The organism is Pseudomonas sp. BP8 (genome assembly GCF_017875955.1).
In the GTDB taxonomy this organism is placed as follows: Bacteria; Pseudomonadota; Gammaproteobacteria; order Pseudomonadales; family Pseudomonadaceae; genus Aquipseudomonas.
This window is the reverse complement of record NZ_JAGINK010000001.1, coordinates 1,070,469-1,086,378: the sequence shown is the minus strand read 5'-3', so window position 1 is coordinate 1,086,378 and position 15,910 is coordinate 1,070,469. Positions and strand designations below refer to the sequence as shown.

Here is a 15,910-nt window from a genome sequence, read left to right as displayed (position 1 = left end):
TTCTCAACGCTCAACCTCGATAGCTTGATAGTCGCGGACCGACGAAGCCTTTACCGAGGCACTAGCGCTCACCCAAACTTTCACTGACATGCCGCTGCAGAGGACTCAGGAAATAACTTATGATTTTTCGCCGATCTACAATCACCTCAGCACGTACAGCCATACCGGCCGACAGCGGCATGTCCCGCTCGCCCACGCGCATCACATCATTAGCGAGTTGAATCCGGGCGCTGTATACCAACCCACGTCGTTCATCTTCAATCGCGTCATTCGACAACGTCTGAACAACACCCGGCACCACGCCATATTTGGTAAAGGTGAAGGTCTCGACCTTTACTTCTACAGCCTGTCCGGGAAATACAAAGCCGATGTCCTTGTTCTCTACCCATACCTCGACTTCTACAGGTTGCTCTGAAGGCACTATCACCATTAGCGTCTGTGCGGAGGTGACCACACCACCCTCGGTATGCACAGCCAGCTGCTGGACCGTCCCGTCCACAGGAGATGTCAGGGTTTTGAGCCGATGGCGTTGATGCGCCTTGCTAAGTTCCTGTCCTACCCCTGCTATACGCCGCTGTGACTCTCCGCCGAGATCGAGCATGGCGCGCCGTACCTGGGCAATGACCCCCGCCCGACGATGCTGAGCAGCAAGTCTTGCGGCGTTTAACTCGTCCAATCTGGAACGCTGGATGGTGAGTTCTCTCTCCTGCTCAAGTCGAATCTGCTGCTTCTCCAAATAGGTGTGTTTGGCAACCGCCGCCTCATCAAACAACAGCTTGTAGTCGGCCGTGAGCTGGCGGGTAATAACCAGTAACTGATCGAGAGCCCTGACACGAGCGGTTGCCGAACGGATTTCGGCCGCGCGTTGAGCGATCTCGGCATCGACTTGTTCGAGTGTTGCCTGCAACTCCAGATATTGCCCCTGAACCCAGCGTTGCGCCGCCACCTGCTGGGCCGGCGAGGCATGTGGAATGAGTGCTGCCATGGATCCCGGCTGATCTTGACTTTCGAGCGCGAGCAACAGGCTGGAAGCACGGGCTTGGTCGACCTTTGCCGCCATCAACTCGCTGCTCAGACGGCTGACGTCCGCCGCTGTCATCTGATTTTCCAGCTCAATAAGCAAATCGCCTTTGCGCACCCGCTGCCCGTCAATTACATGAATTGCTTGAATCACCGCTACTTCACTGGCTTGGATCTGCTTGCTTCTACCGCTGGGTACAATTTTGCCCTCGGCGGTGGCGACAACATCGACTTCTCCCAGGCATCCCCAGAGCAATGCCAAGCCAATGAGGGTCAGTAAAATCCATTGCACGATACGTGGCAGGGGATGCACCGGCGTTTCCTGCATAGCCAGAGCTGCTGGCAGAAATGCCAGCTCGTCCTTTTCGCGCGGCGTCCCTTCCAGCCTCCGGCGCTGGCGCCAGGCTCCTCGCCAAGCTTCGCGGTAGCGTTCTATCAGGTCGGCCATTGAGCCGCTCATGCAGCAGTACCGAGTTGCAGGCGGTACAAATAGGCGTACACACCCTGCGGATTCCTCAGCAATTCGTCATGCGCCCCTTGCTCGACAATCTGCCCGCACTCCATCACCACAATGCGGTCGGCATAGCGTACGGCGGATAATCGATGCGCGATGATGATGACCGTACGCTGTGCGCAGATACGCGCCATGTTCTCCTGGATGATGCGCTCCGACTCATAGTCCAGCGCGCTGGTCGCCTCATCGAAGATCAAAATTCGCGGATTACCCAGCAACGCGCGGGCTATTGCGATGCGTTGGCGCTGTCCACCTGAAAGGCTGGCACCGTGCTCGCCGATCAGGGTTTCGTACCCATTAGGCAGCGCAAGGATAAAGTCATGAGCGCCCGCCAGTTTCGCAGCATCGATGACCTCCTCAAGGGGCGCACCAGGGTTCACGAACGCAATATTATCGCGGACACTGCGCCGGAAGAGCATGTTCTCCTGCAGTACCACTCCAATCTGTCGACGCAGAGAGGCCACGTCGACCATCGCAAGGTCAGCGCCATCCAACAAAACCCGACCCCGCTCCGGCGAGTGCAGCCGCTGCATCAGATGCGTTAGCGTGCTTTTCCCCGAGCCTGATCTGCCGACGATACCGATTACTTCGCCAGCAGAGATTTTCACACTGACATCGCGCAGGACTTCACTGGCGTCAGGGCGATAGCGAAAGCAGACCTTCTCGAGCTCTATACGACCTTCTATGGAAGGCATCAGCGTTCCCTGGCCACTGGACGACTCAGTGCGGGTATTGAGAATGTCGCCCAGCCTCTGGATGGAAACGCCTGTCTGCTGAAAACTCGTCCACAATTGTGCCAAGCGCATGATCGGTTGAGACACCCGGCCAGCGAGCATATTGAAGGCAACCAGCTCGCCGACTGTCAGTTCACCATCAATCACGAGTCGGGCGCCCAGCCACAATGTACCCACCGTCACCAATTTGCCGATCAGCGCCACGCTCTCGTTTGCAAGATTGGACAGGTTCTGTGTCTTGAAGCTGGCGGCAACGTAGGCTGCCAATTGGTTGTCCCAACGTCGAGTGACTTGGGGCTCCACCGCCATAGACTTCAGCGTATCGATGCCATTTACGGCCTCAACCAGGAACGCCTGGTTCTCCGCGCCGCGCTGGAAACTTTGATCAAGCCGTGCACGCAGTAATGGCGTGACGATCAATGACACCAGGAAATAGAGCGGCAGGGATGCCACGACCAGCAACGTCAACCAGCCGCTATGGAGGAACATCACCGAGATAAATACTATGCTGAACAGGACATCCAGAATAAGCGTAATGCTATTGCCGGTGAGAAAACTTCTGATGTTCTCCAGTTCTCGCACTCGGGCCACAGAATCACCGACCCGTCGTGCATGAAAATAAGCGAGCGGCAGACCTATCAAATGCTTAAATAATTTCGCACCCAACTCAACGTCGATCCGGGACGCTGTGTGTGCTGCGATATAGGTGCGTAGGCCGCTGAGCAGACTTTCGAAAAGGATCACGAATAGTAAACCCAGTGCAATAACATTCAACGTGGTCAACCCACGATGCACTAACACCTTGTCCATAACCACTTGAAAAAAAAGCGGGGTCAACAATGCAAGTACCTGAATTACAAGGGATACCATCAGGACTTCACCCAGCATCTTTCGATACTTCACGACCGCTGGGACAAACCAGGTAAGGTCGAACCGACCTACACCTGCGGACAGCAGAGCATCGGAACGCACCATGATCAACTCGCCGCCCCAGCGTTCCGCCAGTGCCTCCAATGTCAGGGTTTGTGGGGACGCTACCCGCGGGTCTTGAATCAGCGCTCGCTCGCCATCAAAGCGGGCGATGATGAAGTGCCCTCCTTTGGCATCTGAGGCGATTGCGGGCAGGGGTACGAACTTCAAACGCTCGAGTTGCACGCTTCGCGCTTTCGCTTTAAGGCCAAGTTCCGACAGGGCACGAAGCATCAGGGAGACGCAAAAAGATTCTCCCCTTGATGCAAAGCCATGGATAAGCTGTTCAGGAGAAGCGACCACATCATGGAAGCGCGCCACCATGACCAGGCAGGCTAGTCCGCTGTCAATTTCCGGGCGCTCTTCACGAGCAGAAGGCCTCGACACAACAAACACCTCATGCGATTGGGGACATGAGGAATCGTAGTGCTGATCAATCAGAAATTATGTAGTACGCTGCCCGGAAATTTTGAAGGACGGTTCCGACAATCACATTAACTTTGTAGGAAATACTTAACCCCCACATAAAAACCTGCAGCTTTGCGTGTAGGATTCATGACGCCAACTTACAGTTGAAGCTCAAACTATTAGCTTGCGTATGCTCGACTTTGAATGCTCATTGAATAGCATTCGGTGTCGTTCACTTCAACAAAGAGCCCAATCCCTCCAGCAGGCGTTGCAACGCACCCTGATTGGCCTGCATCACCGCCCTGCCCGCCTCGCCCATGCGCCGCGCTTCCTGCGGGGCCTCCACCAGCCGGCACACCGCCAGCGCAAGGCCCTGGCCATCATCCACCGACTGCAACGCTCCGGCATCACGCAACATCGCGCTGATTTCGAGGAAGTTGAACACATGCGGCCCCATGATCACCGGCAATGCCAGCGCCGCTGGCTCCAGCGGATTGTGCCCACCGGTGGCAACCAGGCTGCCGCCGACAAAGCCGATGTCGGCTAACGCATAGAGGAATAGTAACTCGCCCATGGTGTCACCGAGCAGCACACGGGTCTCGCTGCTGACCGCCTCAGCGCAAGAGCGCCGCACCGTGGCGAACTGTTCGCGGCACAACTCATGCACCGTGTTGAACCGCTCGGGATGACGCGGCACAAGGATCAACAACGCATCAGCATGCCGCTCCAGCACCTGCCGATGGGCCTGCAATATCAGCGCATCCTCGCCTTCGTGGGTACTGGCGGCAATCCATACCGGACGCTGCATCGCGCCCCACTGCGCACGCAGCTGCCGCGCGCGCGGCAATAGCTGCTCGTCGATCTTCAGGTCGAATTTGATTGAACCGGTAACCTGCACGCACTCAGCCCGCGCGCCGAGGCGTCGGAAGCGCTCGGCCTCGGTCTCGGTCTGCACGGCGATCAGGCTCATCTCGGCAAGCATCGGCCGGGTCAGCTTGGCGAAGCGCCCATAGCCACGTGCGGAACGGGCCGACAACCGGGCATTGGCCAACGCCACGGGGATCCCGCGCTTGGCGCACTGGTGAATATGGTTGGGCCACAGCTCGGTCTCCATGATGATGCCCAGCCGTGGCTGGACATGATCGAGGAAGCGCCCCGCCGCCCATGGCAGGTCGTAGGGCAGGTAGCAATGCTGCACCCGCGGCTCGTCGGCAAACAGGGCCTGGATCCGCTCGGAGCCGGTCGGCGTCATGCAGGTCAGGGTGATCGGCAGGTCCGGGTAGGCCTTGAGCAACGCGCGCACCATCGGCGCCGCCGCGATGCTTTCACCGACCGACACCGCATGCACCCAGATCCCGCCTTGGCGCATGGCCGGCAGCTTGCAGGCGAAGCGTTCGCCAACACGTTGCCCGTAGGCCGGGGCTTTGCGCGCACGCAGGAACAGGCGCAGCGCAACCAGTGGCAGGGCCAGGTGAAACAGCAGGGTATAAAGGGTTCTGTTCATGGCGGCGAAGTTTACTAGGAATTGAGGGTTGAAGGCGGGCTTGAGCAGGTCGGGTGAAATTGCGCCGGATTCAAATACGCTGGGGCTGCCGAGCTCAATAACGAAGACCTAGAAAGCGCTGCTAACCAATCGCCCGCAGGTGCACGGCGAACCGCTCTGCCAGCCACTGCGCCGCCGGCCCCAACGGCTGATCACGGCGCCAGGCGAGTTCCACCACCAACGCCGGCGGGCGCCACTCGCTGTCGAGTTCGACCATCTGCGTCTGATACGTCGGGTACTGCACGACATGCCGCGGCAACCACGCCCAGCCCAGGCCACGCATGAGCAGCTCGGCCATCGCGTAGAAACTGTCAGCGCGCCAGATCTGCGGGCTGATCGCCTCGCCGCCCGGGTAGTCGCTGTGTTGCGGGGTGATCAACAGCTGGCGATGACGCGCCAGCTGTTGCCGGTTGACCCGTTCCTCGCCAGCCAGCGGATGCCCGACCGCGCACACCGTGACCATTTCAACGCTGCCCAGGGTACGCCGCTCTAAAGAGGCCGGGATGCGCTCGTGATGAAAGAACAGCCCGAGATCGGCCTGCCGCTCGACCAGCTTGCGCGCCACGTCGCCTTGGGCAGCACTGGCCAACTGTACTTGCAGAAACGGAAACTGGCTGGCCAGTTCGTCCAGACTGTCGATCACCGGCTGATAGGGCATGGCTTCGTCCTGGGCCACTCGCAGCAAGGCTTCCTGGCCACGCATCAAGGCCAACGCCCTGCCGTCGAGTCGCTCGCATTGGCGCAGCAGCTCGCGCGCATCCGCCAGCAACGCCGCGCCGCGCTCGGTCAAGCGTGGCTGGCGTCCACTGCTGCGCTCGAACAAGGTCACGCCGAGGTCGGTCTCCAGCATCGCGATGGCATTGCTTACGGCCGACTGGGCCTTGTGCTGCTCGCGGGCGACCGCAGAGAACGAGCGCAGCTCGGCCACGCGGACGAACAGACGCAGCTGCTCAAGGTTCCAGTACTGAGTCATCAACCCATCTCCAATATAGATAGGTAATGACTTTACCGCATCCAGGGAACACCTAAAATGCCCGCCACGAAACCGAGGAACTGCCCATGAACGCTTATACCTACCTGGCTATCGCTATCTGCGCCGAAGTCATCGCCACCGCCTCGATGAAAGCGGTCAAAGGCTTGAGCACACCTCTGCCGCTGCTGCTGATGGTCGGCGGCTACGCGATCGCGTTCTGGATGCTGACCCTGGTGGTGCGCACCATTCCGGTGGGAATTGCCTACGCCGTCTGGTCGGGATTGGGCATCGTGCTGATCAGCATCGCCGCGCTGGTGATCTATGGGCAGAAGCTGGATGTGCCGGCCATGCTCGGCATGGCCATGATTGTTGCCGGGGTGGTGGTGATCCAGGTGTTTTCCAAGACGGCTGGGCATTGAGCCATGGCACAGGCTGTTACCCCGCAGCGGGTCCATTAACGGTATCCCCGGCGTATACTGACTAGCTGTCCAAGTCTTCGAGGTACCCGCATGCCATCTGCCATTTCCACTGACGTGCTGATCGTCGGCGCAGGGGTCGCTGGCCTCTGGCTCAACGCCCGGCTGCGGCGCCAGGGTTACTCGACGGTGCTGGTCGAACGCGCCAGCCTCGGCGGCGAGCAGACCATCAAGTCGCAGGGGATCATTCATGGCGGTATCAAATATGCCCTGCACGGCAGCCTGACCGGTGCATCCGAGGCCATCGCCGATATGCCGCGGCGCTGGCGCGAGGCGCTGGCGGGCAGCGGCGAGCTGAACCTGGACAAGGTCCGCCTGCTGTCCGACGCCCATTACCTGTGGTCGCCGGGCGGCCTGCTGGGCAATGTCACGAGTTTTTTTGCCAGCAAGGCGATGCGTGGCCGGGTTGATCAGGTCAAGGGCGAGCATCTGCCGCCGGCCCTGCAGGACCGCGCCTTCAAGGGCAAGGTCTATCGCCTGGCCGAGCTGGTCATCGATGTGCCGAGCCTGCTCGCCAACCTGGCTGAACTTGCCGGTGACAGTTTGCTGGCCGGCGAGCGGATCGAGCCGCTGCGCGAGGCCGACGAACTGGTCGGCCTGCGCGTCGACGGCCGCGAGATTCGTGCCCAGCGCATCGTGCTGAGCGCTGGCGCTGGCACCGAAGACCTGCTCAACGCCTTGGGCCTGAGCCAGCCGGCCATGCAGCGACGGCCGTTGCACATGGTCCTGGCCAAGGGGCCGAACCTCAAGCCGCTGTACGCCCATTGCCTGGGTGGCGGGCCGAAGCCGCGCATTACCGTCACTACCCATCCGGCCGCAGACGGCCAGTGGGTGTGGTACCTCGGCGGCGACCTGGCCGAGGCCGAAGGCGTCGCCCGCGAGCCAGCCGCACAGATCGCTGCGGCGCAAAAAGAGATCGCCAACCTGCTGCCTTGGGTCGACCAGCGCCAGGTGCGCTGGGCCACGTTGCGGGTCGACCGCGCCGAACCCGCGCAGTCCGGCCTGGTTCGCCCCGACAACGCCTTCCTTGCCGAGCAACAGCGGCTGCTGGTCGGCTGGCCGACCAAGCTGGCCCTCGCGCCGGACTTCGCCGACCACGTGCTGGCCGCACTCGAACGCGACGGCATCCGCCCGGCGGCCCAGCCAGACCTCTCCGACCTGCCGCGCCCTGCGCTTGGCGTGCCTGCCTGGGAGGTCCTGTTGCCATGAGCCTGCCTACCCTGCACCACCTGCATCGCCCGCTGGGCAGCACCGGCCTCTCGGTTTCGCCGCTGGGGCTGGGCACGGTCAAGCTTGGCCGCGACCAAGGCGTCAAATACCCGACCGGCTTCACCATTCCCGGTGATGACGAGGCACGCCTGTTGCTCGCTCAGGCACGTGAACTGGGGATCAATCTGATCGATACCGCGCCGGCCTATGGGCGCAGCGAAGAGCGCCTCGGACCACTGCTGCGTGGCCAACGCGAGCAGTGGGTGATCGTCAGCAAGGTCGGCGAGGAGTTCAATGACGGCCAGTCGCGCTTCGATTTCAGCGCAGCGCATACGCGCCTGTCGGTAGAACGCAGCCTCAAGCGCCTGGAAACCGACCGTATCGAATTGGTGCTGGTGCACTCGGACGGCAATGACTTGGCGATCCTCGAGCAGCAAGAGGTCTACCAGACCCTGGCCGCACTCAAGCAGGAAGGCAAGATTCTCGGCTTTGGCTTTTCCGGCAAGACCGCCGCTGGCGGCCTCAAGGCGCTGGAGCTTGGCGACTGCGCGATGGTCACCTACAACCTCAACGAGCAGGCTGAACGGCCGGTACTGGACTACGCTGCCGAGCACGGCAAGGCGATCCTGGTGAAGAAGGCCCTGGCCAGCGGACACGTCTGCCTGGCCCCCGGTGTTGACCCGGTGCAGGCCAGTTTCGAACTGCTGTTCTCCCACCCGGGCGTGAGCAGTGCTATCGTCGGCACCATCAATCCGGTGCACCTGGCCCATAACGTGGCCACCGTCGCCCGCATCCTGGGCAAGCCTTGAGCTGCCCTGCCGGCTGCCCAGCACAAGGAGGAGGCACGTGGCGCGTACGCTGATCCGCAAGAACCCAAGCAACTTCAAGACCCTGCCGCTGCATGTCGAAGCCACTCCCGACGGCCTGACTTACCAGAGCATCGGCATGCCGCTGAACTTCGCCCAGACCCTGCAGCGGCGCAAGGCCGTGCAGGTCGCCGACAGTGAACGGTTCGTGGTCGAGCTGGCCAACCTTGGCGTGTCGGTACGCTTGACCCTGCATTGGCAGAACCGCGACTACTGGGTACTGGTTCGCCAGCGTCGGCAAGACCGCGGTGATGTGGTACTCAAGCTGATCTCCGGCTACGTGCCTGCGCAGGAGCTCAACCTGCCGCTGCACACGGCAATCCAGGAAGTCGCCGAAGAGTGCCTGCTGGAGACGCCTGAGGGCTGGCTTGGCGGGCGCTTCAATGACACCTGGCTGCCAGCGCCCTACGCGGCCGCCCTGCACTACCGCGAAACGCCGCCGTTTGTTCTCAGCCCGCAGTCAGGTGCTGCGCGGCCTGTGCACTGTGGCAACCTGAAGTTGCTTGAGCGGCCACGGGCCTACGTGCATCTGCCGACAGCGTCGTTGCAGCTGATTTATGACCTGCGTTTGCAGGTGCCGCGCGAGGCAAAGCCACTGAGCCTGTTTCATGTCGATGAGCGGCTCGAAGGTGATCAACTGGTGGCGCGGCTCAACCGCAAGCGGCCAGACCTGTATCTGATGCCGCTCAAAGAGGGCAAGCCGACGGCAGAGCTGTTTACCCTGAAGAAGGATACGCTGGTGCCGGCCAGCACTCGTGGCGTTTACCTGGCAGAGAGCTTTGCCGAGCAGGAAGGCTGGGTGGTGCGCGATGAGCGGATTCGCTGGAAGGATTGGGTGAGGCAGCAGGGGCTGGTCGAGCACAAGCCTGATTCGCGCTTGCGGCGGCTGACGGGCAAGGCCCGGGCGTTGCTGGAGCGGGCGCGGACTACGCTGCAGAAGTAAGCGTTTCGGGAGGGTCCGGCATCTAGGGCGACAATTCGGGCCTCTTCGCGGGGCAAGCCCGCTCCTACAGGATCTCCGCCAGCGGTGGGACAGGCGGTGATCCTGTAGGAGCGGGCTTGCCCCGCGAAGAGGCCCCTACAGCCACTAAAAGATCTGCCGCCTACCCCACAATGCCTCAGTTCTTGCGGATCTTCTCGACGATAGCAGTAGTAGAACTGTTCTCCACCAAGCCGAGAACCTTCACCGTGCCGCCGTAGCCCGCGACGATATCGGCACCGACCACCTGGTCGATGCCATAGTCACCGCCCTTCACCAACACATCCGGCTTGACCTGGCTCAGCAGGTTTTCCGGCGTGCCTTCAGCGAAGCTGATAACCCAATCCACCGCGCCAAGGCCAGCCAACACGGCCATGCGCCGGTCAACACTGTTGATCGGCCGGCCAGGCCCCTTGAGACGACTAACCGAAGCATCGTCGTTGACCGCCACGATCAGGCGATCACCTTGTGCGCGTGCCTGTTCCAGGTAAGTCACGTGGCCAGCATGAAGGATGTCGAAACAGCCATTGGTAAACACGATCTTTTCGTTATGAGCCCGCGCATCGTCGATGGCCAACAACAACTGATCGATCGTCAGCACACCACGCTCGGAACCTTCCTCGCGCTGGATCGCACGGCGCAGCTCCGGGGCGCTGATCGCCGCGGTACCCAACTTGCCTACCACGATGCCAGCCGCAAGGTTGGCCAGGGCCACCGCATGCGGCAGCTCTTCACCGGCCGCAATGGCCGCCGCCAGGGTCGAGATCACGGTATCGCCGGCACCGGTGACATCAAACACTTCACGGGCACGTGCTGGCAGGTGCAAGGCCGGATGATCGGCGCGCAGCAGGGTCATGCCATGCTCGCCACGGGTCACCAGCAAGGCGCCCAGGTCCAGCTCCTGCATCAACTGCAGGCCCTTGGCGACCAGGTCGGCCTCATCGGTGCAACGGCCGACGATAGCCTCGAACTCGCTGAGGTTTGGCGTAATCAGGCTGGCGCCACGGTAGATGGAGAAATCCTTGCCCTTGGGGTCGGCCAGCACCGGAATGCCTTTGGCGCGAGCCGCCAGGACCAGGCTCTGGTGGTTTTTCAGCGCCCCCTTGCCGTAGTCCGACAAGACCAGCACTTTGACCCCGTCGAGCAGCTTTTCGACTTCTTCACCCAGCGACAGCGGATCGGTGGCGAACGGTTCTTCGAAGTCGATACGCAGCAACTGCTGGTGACGGCTCATGACCCGCAACTTGACGATGGTCGGCTGATGCGCGATGCGCTGGAACACCGAGCGCACGCCCGCCGCTTGCAGGCTGTTGGCCAGGCTGTCGGCAGCTTCGTCCTGGCCGGTCACGCCGACCAGTGAAGCCGGCGCGCCGAGCGCGGCGATGTTGAGGGCGACGTTGGCCGCGCCACCCGGGCGGTCTTCGATCTGTTCGACCTTGACCACAGGCACTGGCGCTTCAGGCGAAATACGCGAAGTACCGCCATGCCAGTAGCGGTCGAGCATGACATCGCCGACCACCAGTACCGGGGCTTGATCGAAACGCGGCATGGACAACTTCATGGGCAACCCATATGGATAAATTAACAGGGGCAGGATATTAGCACAGGGTAGGCGATGGCTTTACGGCCAACCTGATCTGGACAATTCCGGTGACAATCGGGGCCAGCGTTGGCCCCGATCAGGGCGGGTCAGGTGATGTCGACTTTCTCTGACCGGTCCAGGCCCATGGCGTGCAAGCGGGCATAATGGCCATTAGCCTGAAGCAGCTCGGCGTGGGTGCCGCGCTCGACCAGGCGGCCGTTGTCCATCACCAGAATCATGTCGGCCTTTTCGATGGTCGACAGGCGGTGGGCGATCACCAGGGTTGTGCGCCCCTGCATCACGTGGTCGAGGGCGGCCTGGATGTGTCGCTCGGATTCGGTATCCAGCGCCGAGGTCGCCTCGTCGAGAATCAGCAACGGCGCATTCTTCAGCAAGGCCCGGGCAATGGCCAGGCGCTGGCGCTGACCACCGGACAGGAGCACGCCGTTCTCGCCAACATCGGTGTCGAAACCTTTCGGCAACTGATTGACGAAGTCCTTGGCGTAGGCATCCGCAGCCGCAGCCTCGATGGCCTCGCGCGGCGCACCGGCCAAATCGCCATAGGCAATGTTGTTGGCTACGGTATCGTTGAACAGCGTGACATGCTGGGTGACCTGGGCAACATGCCGACGCAAGTTACGCAGCTTGTAGTCCTCGATCTCCACGCCATCGAGCAGGATCTGCCCTTGGTCGTGGTGATAGAACCGAGGAATCAAACCCGCCAGGGTCGATTTGCCGCTGCCGGAGCGGCCAACCAGGGCGATCATCTGCCCCGGTTCGGCGGTGAAGCTGATATCGCTCAGCACCTGACGCTCGGTACCGGGGTAGGTAAAGCTGAGGTTACGCACCTCGAGGCGACCTTCGACCCGCTCTTTCTCAACGGTACCGGTATCCAGCTCGGCGGGCTCGTCCAGCTGCTCGAAGATGCTCTCGGCACCGGCCAGGCCCTTCTGGATGGTCGAACTGACTTCCGACAGCTGGCGAATCGGCTTGGGCAGCAGACCTGCGGCAGTGATGTAGGCAACCAGGTCGCCGGCCGAGGCTTCACCGCGCAGGAACAGCACGAGGAACATCAAGGCGGCCATGGCGCTGTAGATCACCAGTTGCAGCAGCGGCGTGTACAGCGCGCCGGTCTTGGTCATGCGCAGTTGCTTGTCGGTATTGCTCTGGCTGGCATTATTGAAGCGGCGTTGCTCGTAGCTCTCGCCGCCAAAGCTGCGCACCACCCGGTAGCCCTGAATGGTCTCGGAAGCGACGTGGGTGACATCGCCCATCGCCACCTGGATCTTCTTGCTCTGCTTGCGGAATTTCTTGCTGGCGGTGCTCACCATAATCGCAATGATCGGCAGGATCGCGACCATCACCAGGGTCAGTTTCCAGTTCATCCACAACAGGTAGGCGAACAGGAATACCACGGTCAGGCCTTCGCGAATCACGACCTTGATGGCATCGGTAGCGGCACCGGTGACCATGGTCACGTTGAAGGTGATCCGCGAGATCAGGTGGCCTGAGTTGTGGTTGTCGAAGTAGCGGTTAGGCAGCACCAGCAACTTGTTGAACAGCTCTACGCGCAGGTCATGCACCAGGCCCAGGGAAACCTTGGCCAGGAAATAGTTGCCGAGGAACGAGCCCAGGCCCTGCCAGGCCGCGATCAGGATGATCAGCAGCGGCACCGCCTGCAGCAGTTGCAGGTCGCGCAGGTAGGGCACAGAGGGGAACAACACCGCCTGAGGATCGCTCAGGCCGTCGACGAAATACTTGAGGATGCCGGCCAGCATGGGCTGGGTAGAGGCGAAGATGACGAAGCCGACGATGCTCAACATGAAGATGCCGATGTAGGGCTTCACGTAGCTCAGCAGGCGAAAGTAGATCTTCAGGCTCGCGGGGGCGGACGATTCAGGAACTGTCATGACAATCCGTCGGGTGAAAAAGAGTCGGGATTATAACACACGCGGTGTCTCCGACCGCCCGCTGCAGGTAAGATAGGCGGCTGTCCCGCCCTCATGGCCAAACTCTGGAGACGTGATGCAAGCGCTTGAACATGCACGTTATCTCGCCCTGCGCGAAGGTGCCCATGTGCTCGAAGCTGACGGCACGGGTGACAAGGTGCTGCGCCTGGTCGATGGTTCGATGCTCAAGCTGTTCCGCCGCAAGCGCCTGATCAGCTCGGCCGCCTGGTACCCCTACGCACAGCGTTTTGCCGACAATTGCCAGTATCTGGCGGAGCGAGAGATTCCCTGCCCACGGGTAATAGCGGTATACCGTATCACCGCCATCGCCCGCGATGCGGTGCACTACGACCCACTGCCTGGGCAAACCCTGCGCCAAGTGTTGGAGCAGCCCGGCGAGCACAGCGCGTTGCGCGCCCAGCTCGGTCGGTTTATCGCCACCTTGCATGAGCGCGGCGTGTATTTTCGCTCGGCACACATGGGCAATGTGGTGCTGACGCCCGAAGGCCAGTTGGGGCTGATCGATATCGCCGACCTGCGCATCTATCAACGACCACTGCGCAAATCGCAGCGCCTGCGCAACTTCCGGCACATGTTGCGCTATCGACAGGATCGCCACTGGCTACTTGAGACCGGCGACAGCAGCTTTGTCGATGCCTACCTCGCCAGCCAGCAGCTGTGCACGCCCCAGGAACTGGCAAACGCCCTGGGCTGAAAAACATAAGGCCGCCTGAGGGCGGCCTTATGTATTACAACGGTGAACGCCGTTGTTGCTGCACCACCCTGCCCAGCACCATCGCCGCCGGCAGCAGCACCAGCGGCCAGAGCTCGTCGGGGTTGCCGATCAACTTGCTGCCGTCGAAGTTGAGCATGACCAGCGCGCAGGCCAGGTACATGCCCCACGGGTCACGCAGGCGGATCGCCTGGATCAGGGTCATGGCCATGACGATCAGGAACAGCACCAGCGAAACACCGCCGGTATACAGACCGAGCGCTACGAAAATGTTATGCGGATGCTGGATAGCCGCCACGCCACCGAGCAACTGATCGGTCCGGAACTCGACGCCGCACCCCAGCAGCCAACCGCAATTGCGCCACTCGCCCACCATGATCCGGAACAGCTCGCCACGGGATGAATCACCCCGGGCAAACAGGCCATGGAACCAGTCCGCGTCCTTGACCATCCACAGTGTACCCGCGCCCAACACTGCCAGCGCCAATACCATAGGCCCGGCGACTCGCGGGTAGCGCCACAGCGCGTAGCCACCCCAGACAGCGAACAGGAAGGCCGCCCCCACCAGTGCCGTACGGGTTTGCAGGACGAAGGCTACCGCCACCACCGACAGCACCACTGCTACCGATGCCTCTAGCCAACGGCGGTTTCTGACCCAGAGAGGCATTGCCAGGGCCAAGGCGCAGAGCAGCCAGACACTGGCGTAGATCACATTGGCCAGCCGCGCGGGCAACAACCCCACCCGCGACCCGAAACCATACAGACCGGTCTGGTAGGCGTAGGCGGCACAGGCATAGATGTATAGGCAAATCACCCAGAACAATGCCCGGGTAAAACCTTCACTGCGGAAGAAGTTCGGGTCGAGCAATCCCGCCAGGACAAATACGAACAGCGCCACATACACAATGTGCTTATAGAACTGCCCATCCCCAGACACCGCCGCCGGCACCAGGAACCACAGCAGAAACACCACCCACGCCACGCCCAGCTTGTTGGAAAACAACCCCGCACCACGCTCCTTGATCAGGAACACCAGGCCGGGCAACGCGACGAACGCATAGAAAATATTGTTGGTCCACTTGGAAGATGCCATCAGCACGTAGCTGAGGAGGAAGATAATCAGTGCCGCGCCGAAGTAGTGCCTACTCATGCCACTGCCTTTGCCCATACCCTCAAACATCCTTCAAAATCCATCCAACCACGAGACCAATGAGCACGGCACCGATCAGCTTGATCTGGTCCCGACGTTTACGACGAAGCTTCTTCACCTTTTCTTCCTGCATCTCAACGTGCTCGCCGAAACCAGTGTGCAGCACTGCATCGTTCTCCAGGATCAGCGCGTAGCGATTGGCCTCGGCGTACAACCGCGACAGGCTCTTCTCGCCAGAATGCGAGGCGTACGGCGCGTGCGCCTGATAGTCAGCCAGGCGGCGCAAGCCTGGGTTGAAGGAAAACCCTTGCCATTCAGCCTTGTGCGAACCCAACTGGTAGAACGGGATGCCTTGCTCTACCTGGCGCTCATGCAGGAATACATAGGGGCTGTGCACCTGCAAGTCATGCATGAAGCTGCGCAACCAGACCTGCAACGCCTGCGGGTCGGCTTCGAGCAGCGTCTGGGAGTCTTCGATGAAGCCGGGGCGATAGAACGCCCAGTCATCCTCACAGTGGAACACCCAGAACGTCTTGATCTGGGCATACGCGGCATCGACCGAACGCAATTGGCCAAGCTTGGGATTGTTGACGATGAAGTGGGTGTGCGCGCGCCAGTGCTCTGGAATACATTCACGCACCGCCTCGTCGCCGGAGTCCTCGGTGATGAACACTTCACGGATGGGCGCGGTGTTGTAGCGGTCGAACGTCTCGAGCGTGCGCTTGAGCAGATCGAACCGACCACAACTGGTCACCATCAGCGTGATCTCGCTGCTTTCACTGAAGAGCATAGTTTCCTCGATGTT

13 protein-coding genes are annotated in these 15,910 nt (G+C 61.2%); 5 read left to right on the top strand and 8 right to left on the bottom strand.

All coding sequences use genetic code 11. The features are described from left to right. Nucleotides 1–61: 61 nt before the first annotated feature. The 4 genes from J3B00_RS04745 to J3B00_RS04730 all read right to left on the bottom strand — a co-directional run bounded on the left by J3B00_RS04745 (nt 62) and on the right by J3B00_RS04730 (nt 6,161). Entirely contained in the window at nt 62–1,480 is a 1,419-nt protein-coding gene (locus tag J3B00_RS04745) for an HlyD family type I secretion periplasmic adaptor subunit (protein WP_209864718.1), read from the bottom strand. After that, a complete protein-coding gene (locus J3B00_RS04740; protein ID WP_348635929.1) occupies nt 1,477–3,624 on the bottom strand; it encodes a type I secretion system permease/ATPase in 2,148 nt (715 codons plus the stop codon). Before J3B00_RS04740 ends, J3B00_RS04745 begins: the two co-directional genes overlap by 4 nt. 253 nt (nt 3,625–3,877) lie before the next feature. After that, on the bottom strand, nt 3,878–5,149 hold the full coding sequence (gene waaA, locus J3B00_RS04735; RefSeq protein ID WP_209864715.1) for a lipid IV(A) 3-deoxy-D-manno-octulosonic acid transferase: 1,272 nt from the start codon (nt 5,147–5,149) through the stop codon (nt 3,878–3,880). Nucleotides 5,150–5,270: 121 nt separating this feature from the next. Beyond that, nucleotides 5,271–6,161 carry a LysR family transcriptional regulator gene (locus tag J3B00_RS04730; protein ID WP_209864711.1) on the bottom strand — a complete coding sequence of 297 codons (891 nt, stop codon included), beginning with the start codon at nt 6,159–6,161 and terminating at the stop codon, nt 5,271–5,273. Between the two features lie 86 nt (nt 6,162–6,247). Here J3B00_RS04730 and J3B00_RS04725 point away from each other — a divergent pair, with 86 nt between their 5' ends. The 4 genes from J3B00_RS04725 to J3B00_RS04710 all read left to right on the top strand — a co-directional run bounded on the left by J3B00_RS04725 (nt 6,248) and on the right by J3B00_RS04710 (nt 9,655). After that, nucleotides 6,248–6,580: a multidrug efflux SMR transporter gene (locus J3B00_RS04725; RefSeq protein WP_209864708.1), complete on the top strand. Its 333-nt coding sequence runs from the start codon at nt 6,248–6,250 to the stop codon at nt 6,578–6,580. A gap of 90 nt (nt 6,581–6,670) precedes the next feature. Continuing rightward, nucleotides 6,671–7,846, top strand: coding sequence for an FAD-dependent oxidoreductase (locus J3B00_RS04720; RefSeq protein WP_209864704.1), 1,176 nt, complete (start codon nt 6,671–6,673; stop codon nt 7,844–7,846). Beyond that, the gene (locus tag J3B00_RS04715) at nt 7,843–8,655 is read left to right on the top strand and encodes an aldo/keto reductase (protein WP_209864701.1); all 813 of its coding nucleotides are present in this window, start codon (nt 7,843–7,845) and stop codon (nt 8,653–8,655) included. Before J3B00_RS04720 ends, J3B00_RS04715 begins: the two co-directional genes overlap by 4 nt. Before the next feature lie 37 nt (nt 8,656–8,692). After that, nucleotides 8,693–9,655 (top strand): metal ABC transporter ATPase, encoded by a 963-nt coding sequence (locus tag J3B00_RS04710; protein WP_209864698.1) that lies wholly within the window; start codon nt 8,693–8,695, stop codon nt 9,653–9,655. Between the two features lie 175 nt (nt 9,656–9,830). Here the strand turns inward: J3B00_RS04710 and hldE are convergent, their stop codons facing one another. After that, nucleotides 9,831–11,252, bottom strand: coding sequence for a bifunctional D-glycero-beta-D-manno-heptose-7-phosphate kinase/D-glycero-beta-D-manno-heptose 1-phosphate adenylyltransferase HldE (gene hldE / locus J3B00_RS04705; RefSeq protein ID WP_209864695.1), 1,422 nt, complete (start codon nt 11,250–11,252; stop codon nt 9,831–9,833). Between the two features lie 128 nt (nt 11,253–11,380). Then, nucleotides 11,381–13,183: a lipid A export permease/ATP-binding protein MsbA gene (gene msbA / locus J3B00_RS04700; protein ID WP_209864691.1), complete on the bottom strand. Its 1,803-nt coding sequence runs from the start codon at nt 13,181–13,183 to the stop codon at nt 11,381–11,383. 115 nt (nt 13,184–13,298) lie between these two features. Between msbA and J3B00_RS04695 the strand changes: the two genes are divergently transcribed. Further along, the gene (locus tag J3B00_RS04695) at nt 13,299–13,937 is read left to right on the top strand and encodes a phosphotransferase (protein ID WP_209864688.1); all 639 of its coding nucleotides are present in this window, start codon (nt 13,299–13,301) and stop codon (nt 13,935–13,937) included. A gap of 34 nt (nt 13,938–13,971) precedes the next feature. Here J3B00_RS04695 and J3B00_RS04690 read toward each other — a convergent pair whose 3' ends face one another. Next, on the bottom strand, nt 13,972–15,105 hold the full coding sequence (locus J3B00_RS04690; RefSeq protein WP_245362486.1) for an O-antigen ligase domain-containing protein: 1,134 nt from the start codon (nt 15,103–15,105) through the stop codon (nt 13,972–13,974). A 22-nt stretch (nt 15,106–15,127) separates the two neighbouring features. Beyond that, on the bottom strand, nt 15,128–15,895 hold the full coding sequence (locus J3B00_RS04685; protein ID WP_209864681.1) for a glycosyltransferase family 2 protein: 768 nt from the start codon (nt 15,893–15,895) through the stop codon (nt 15,128–15,130). Nucleotides 15,896–15,910 lie beyond the last annotated feature (15 nt).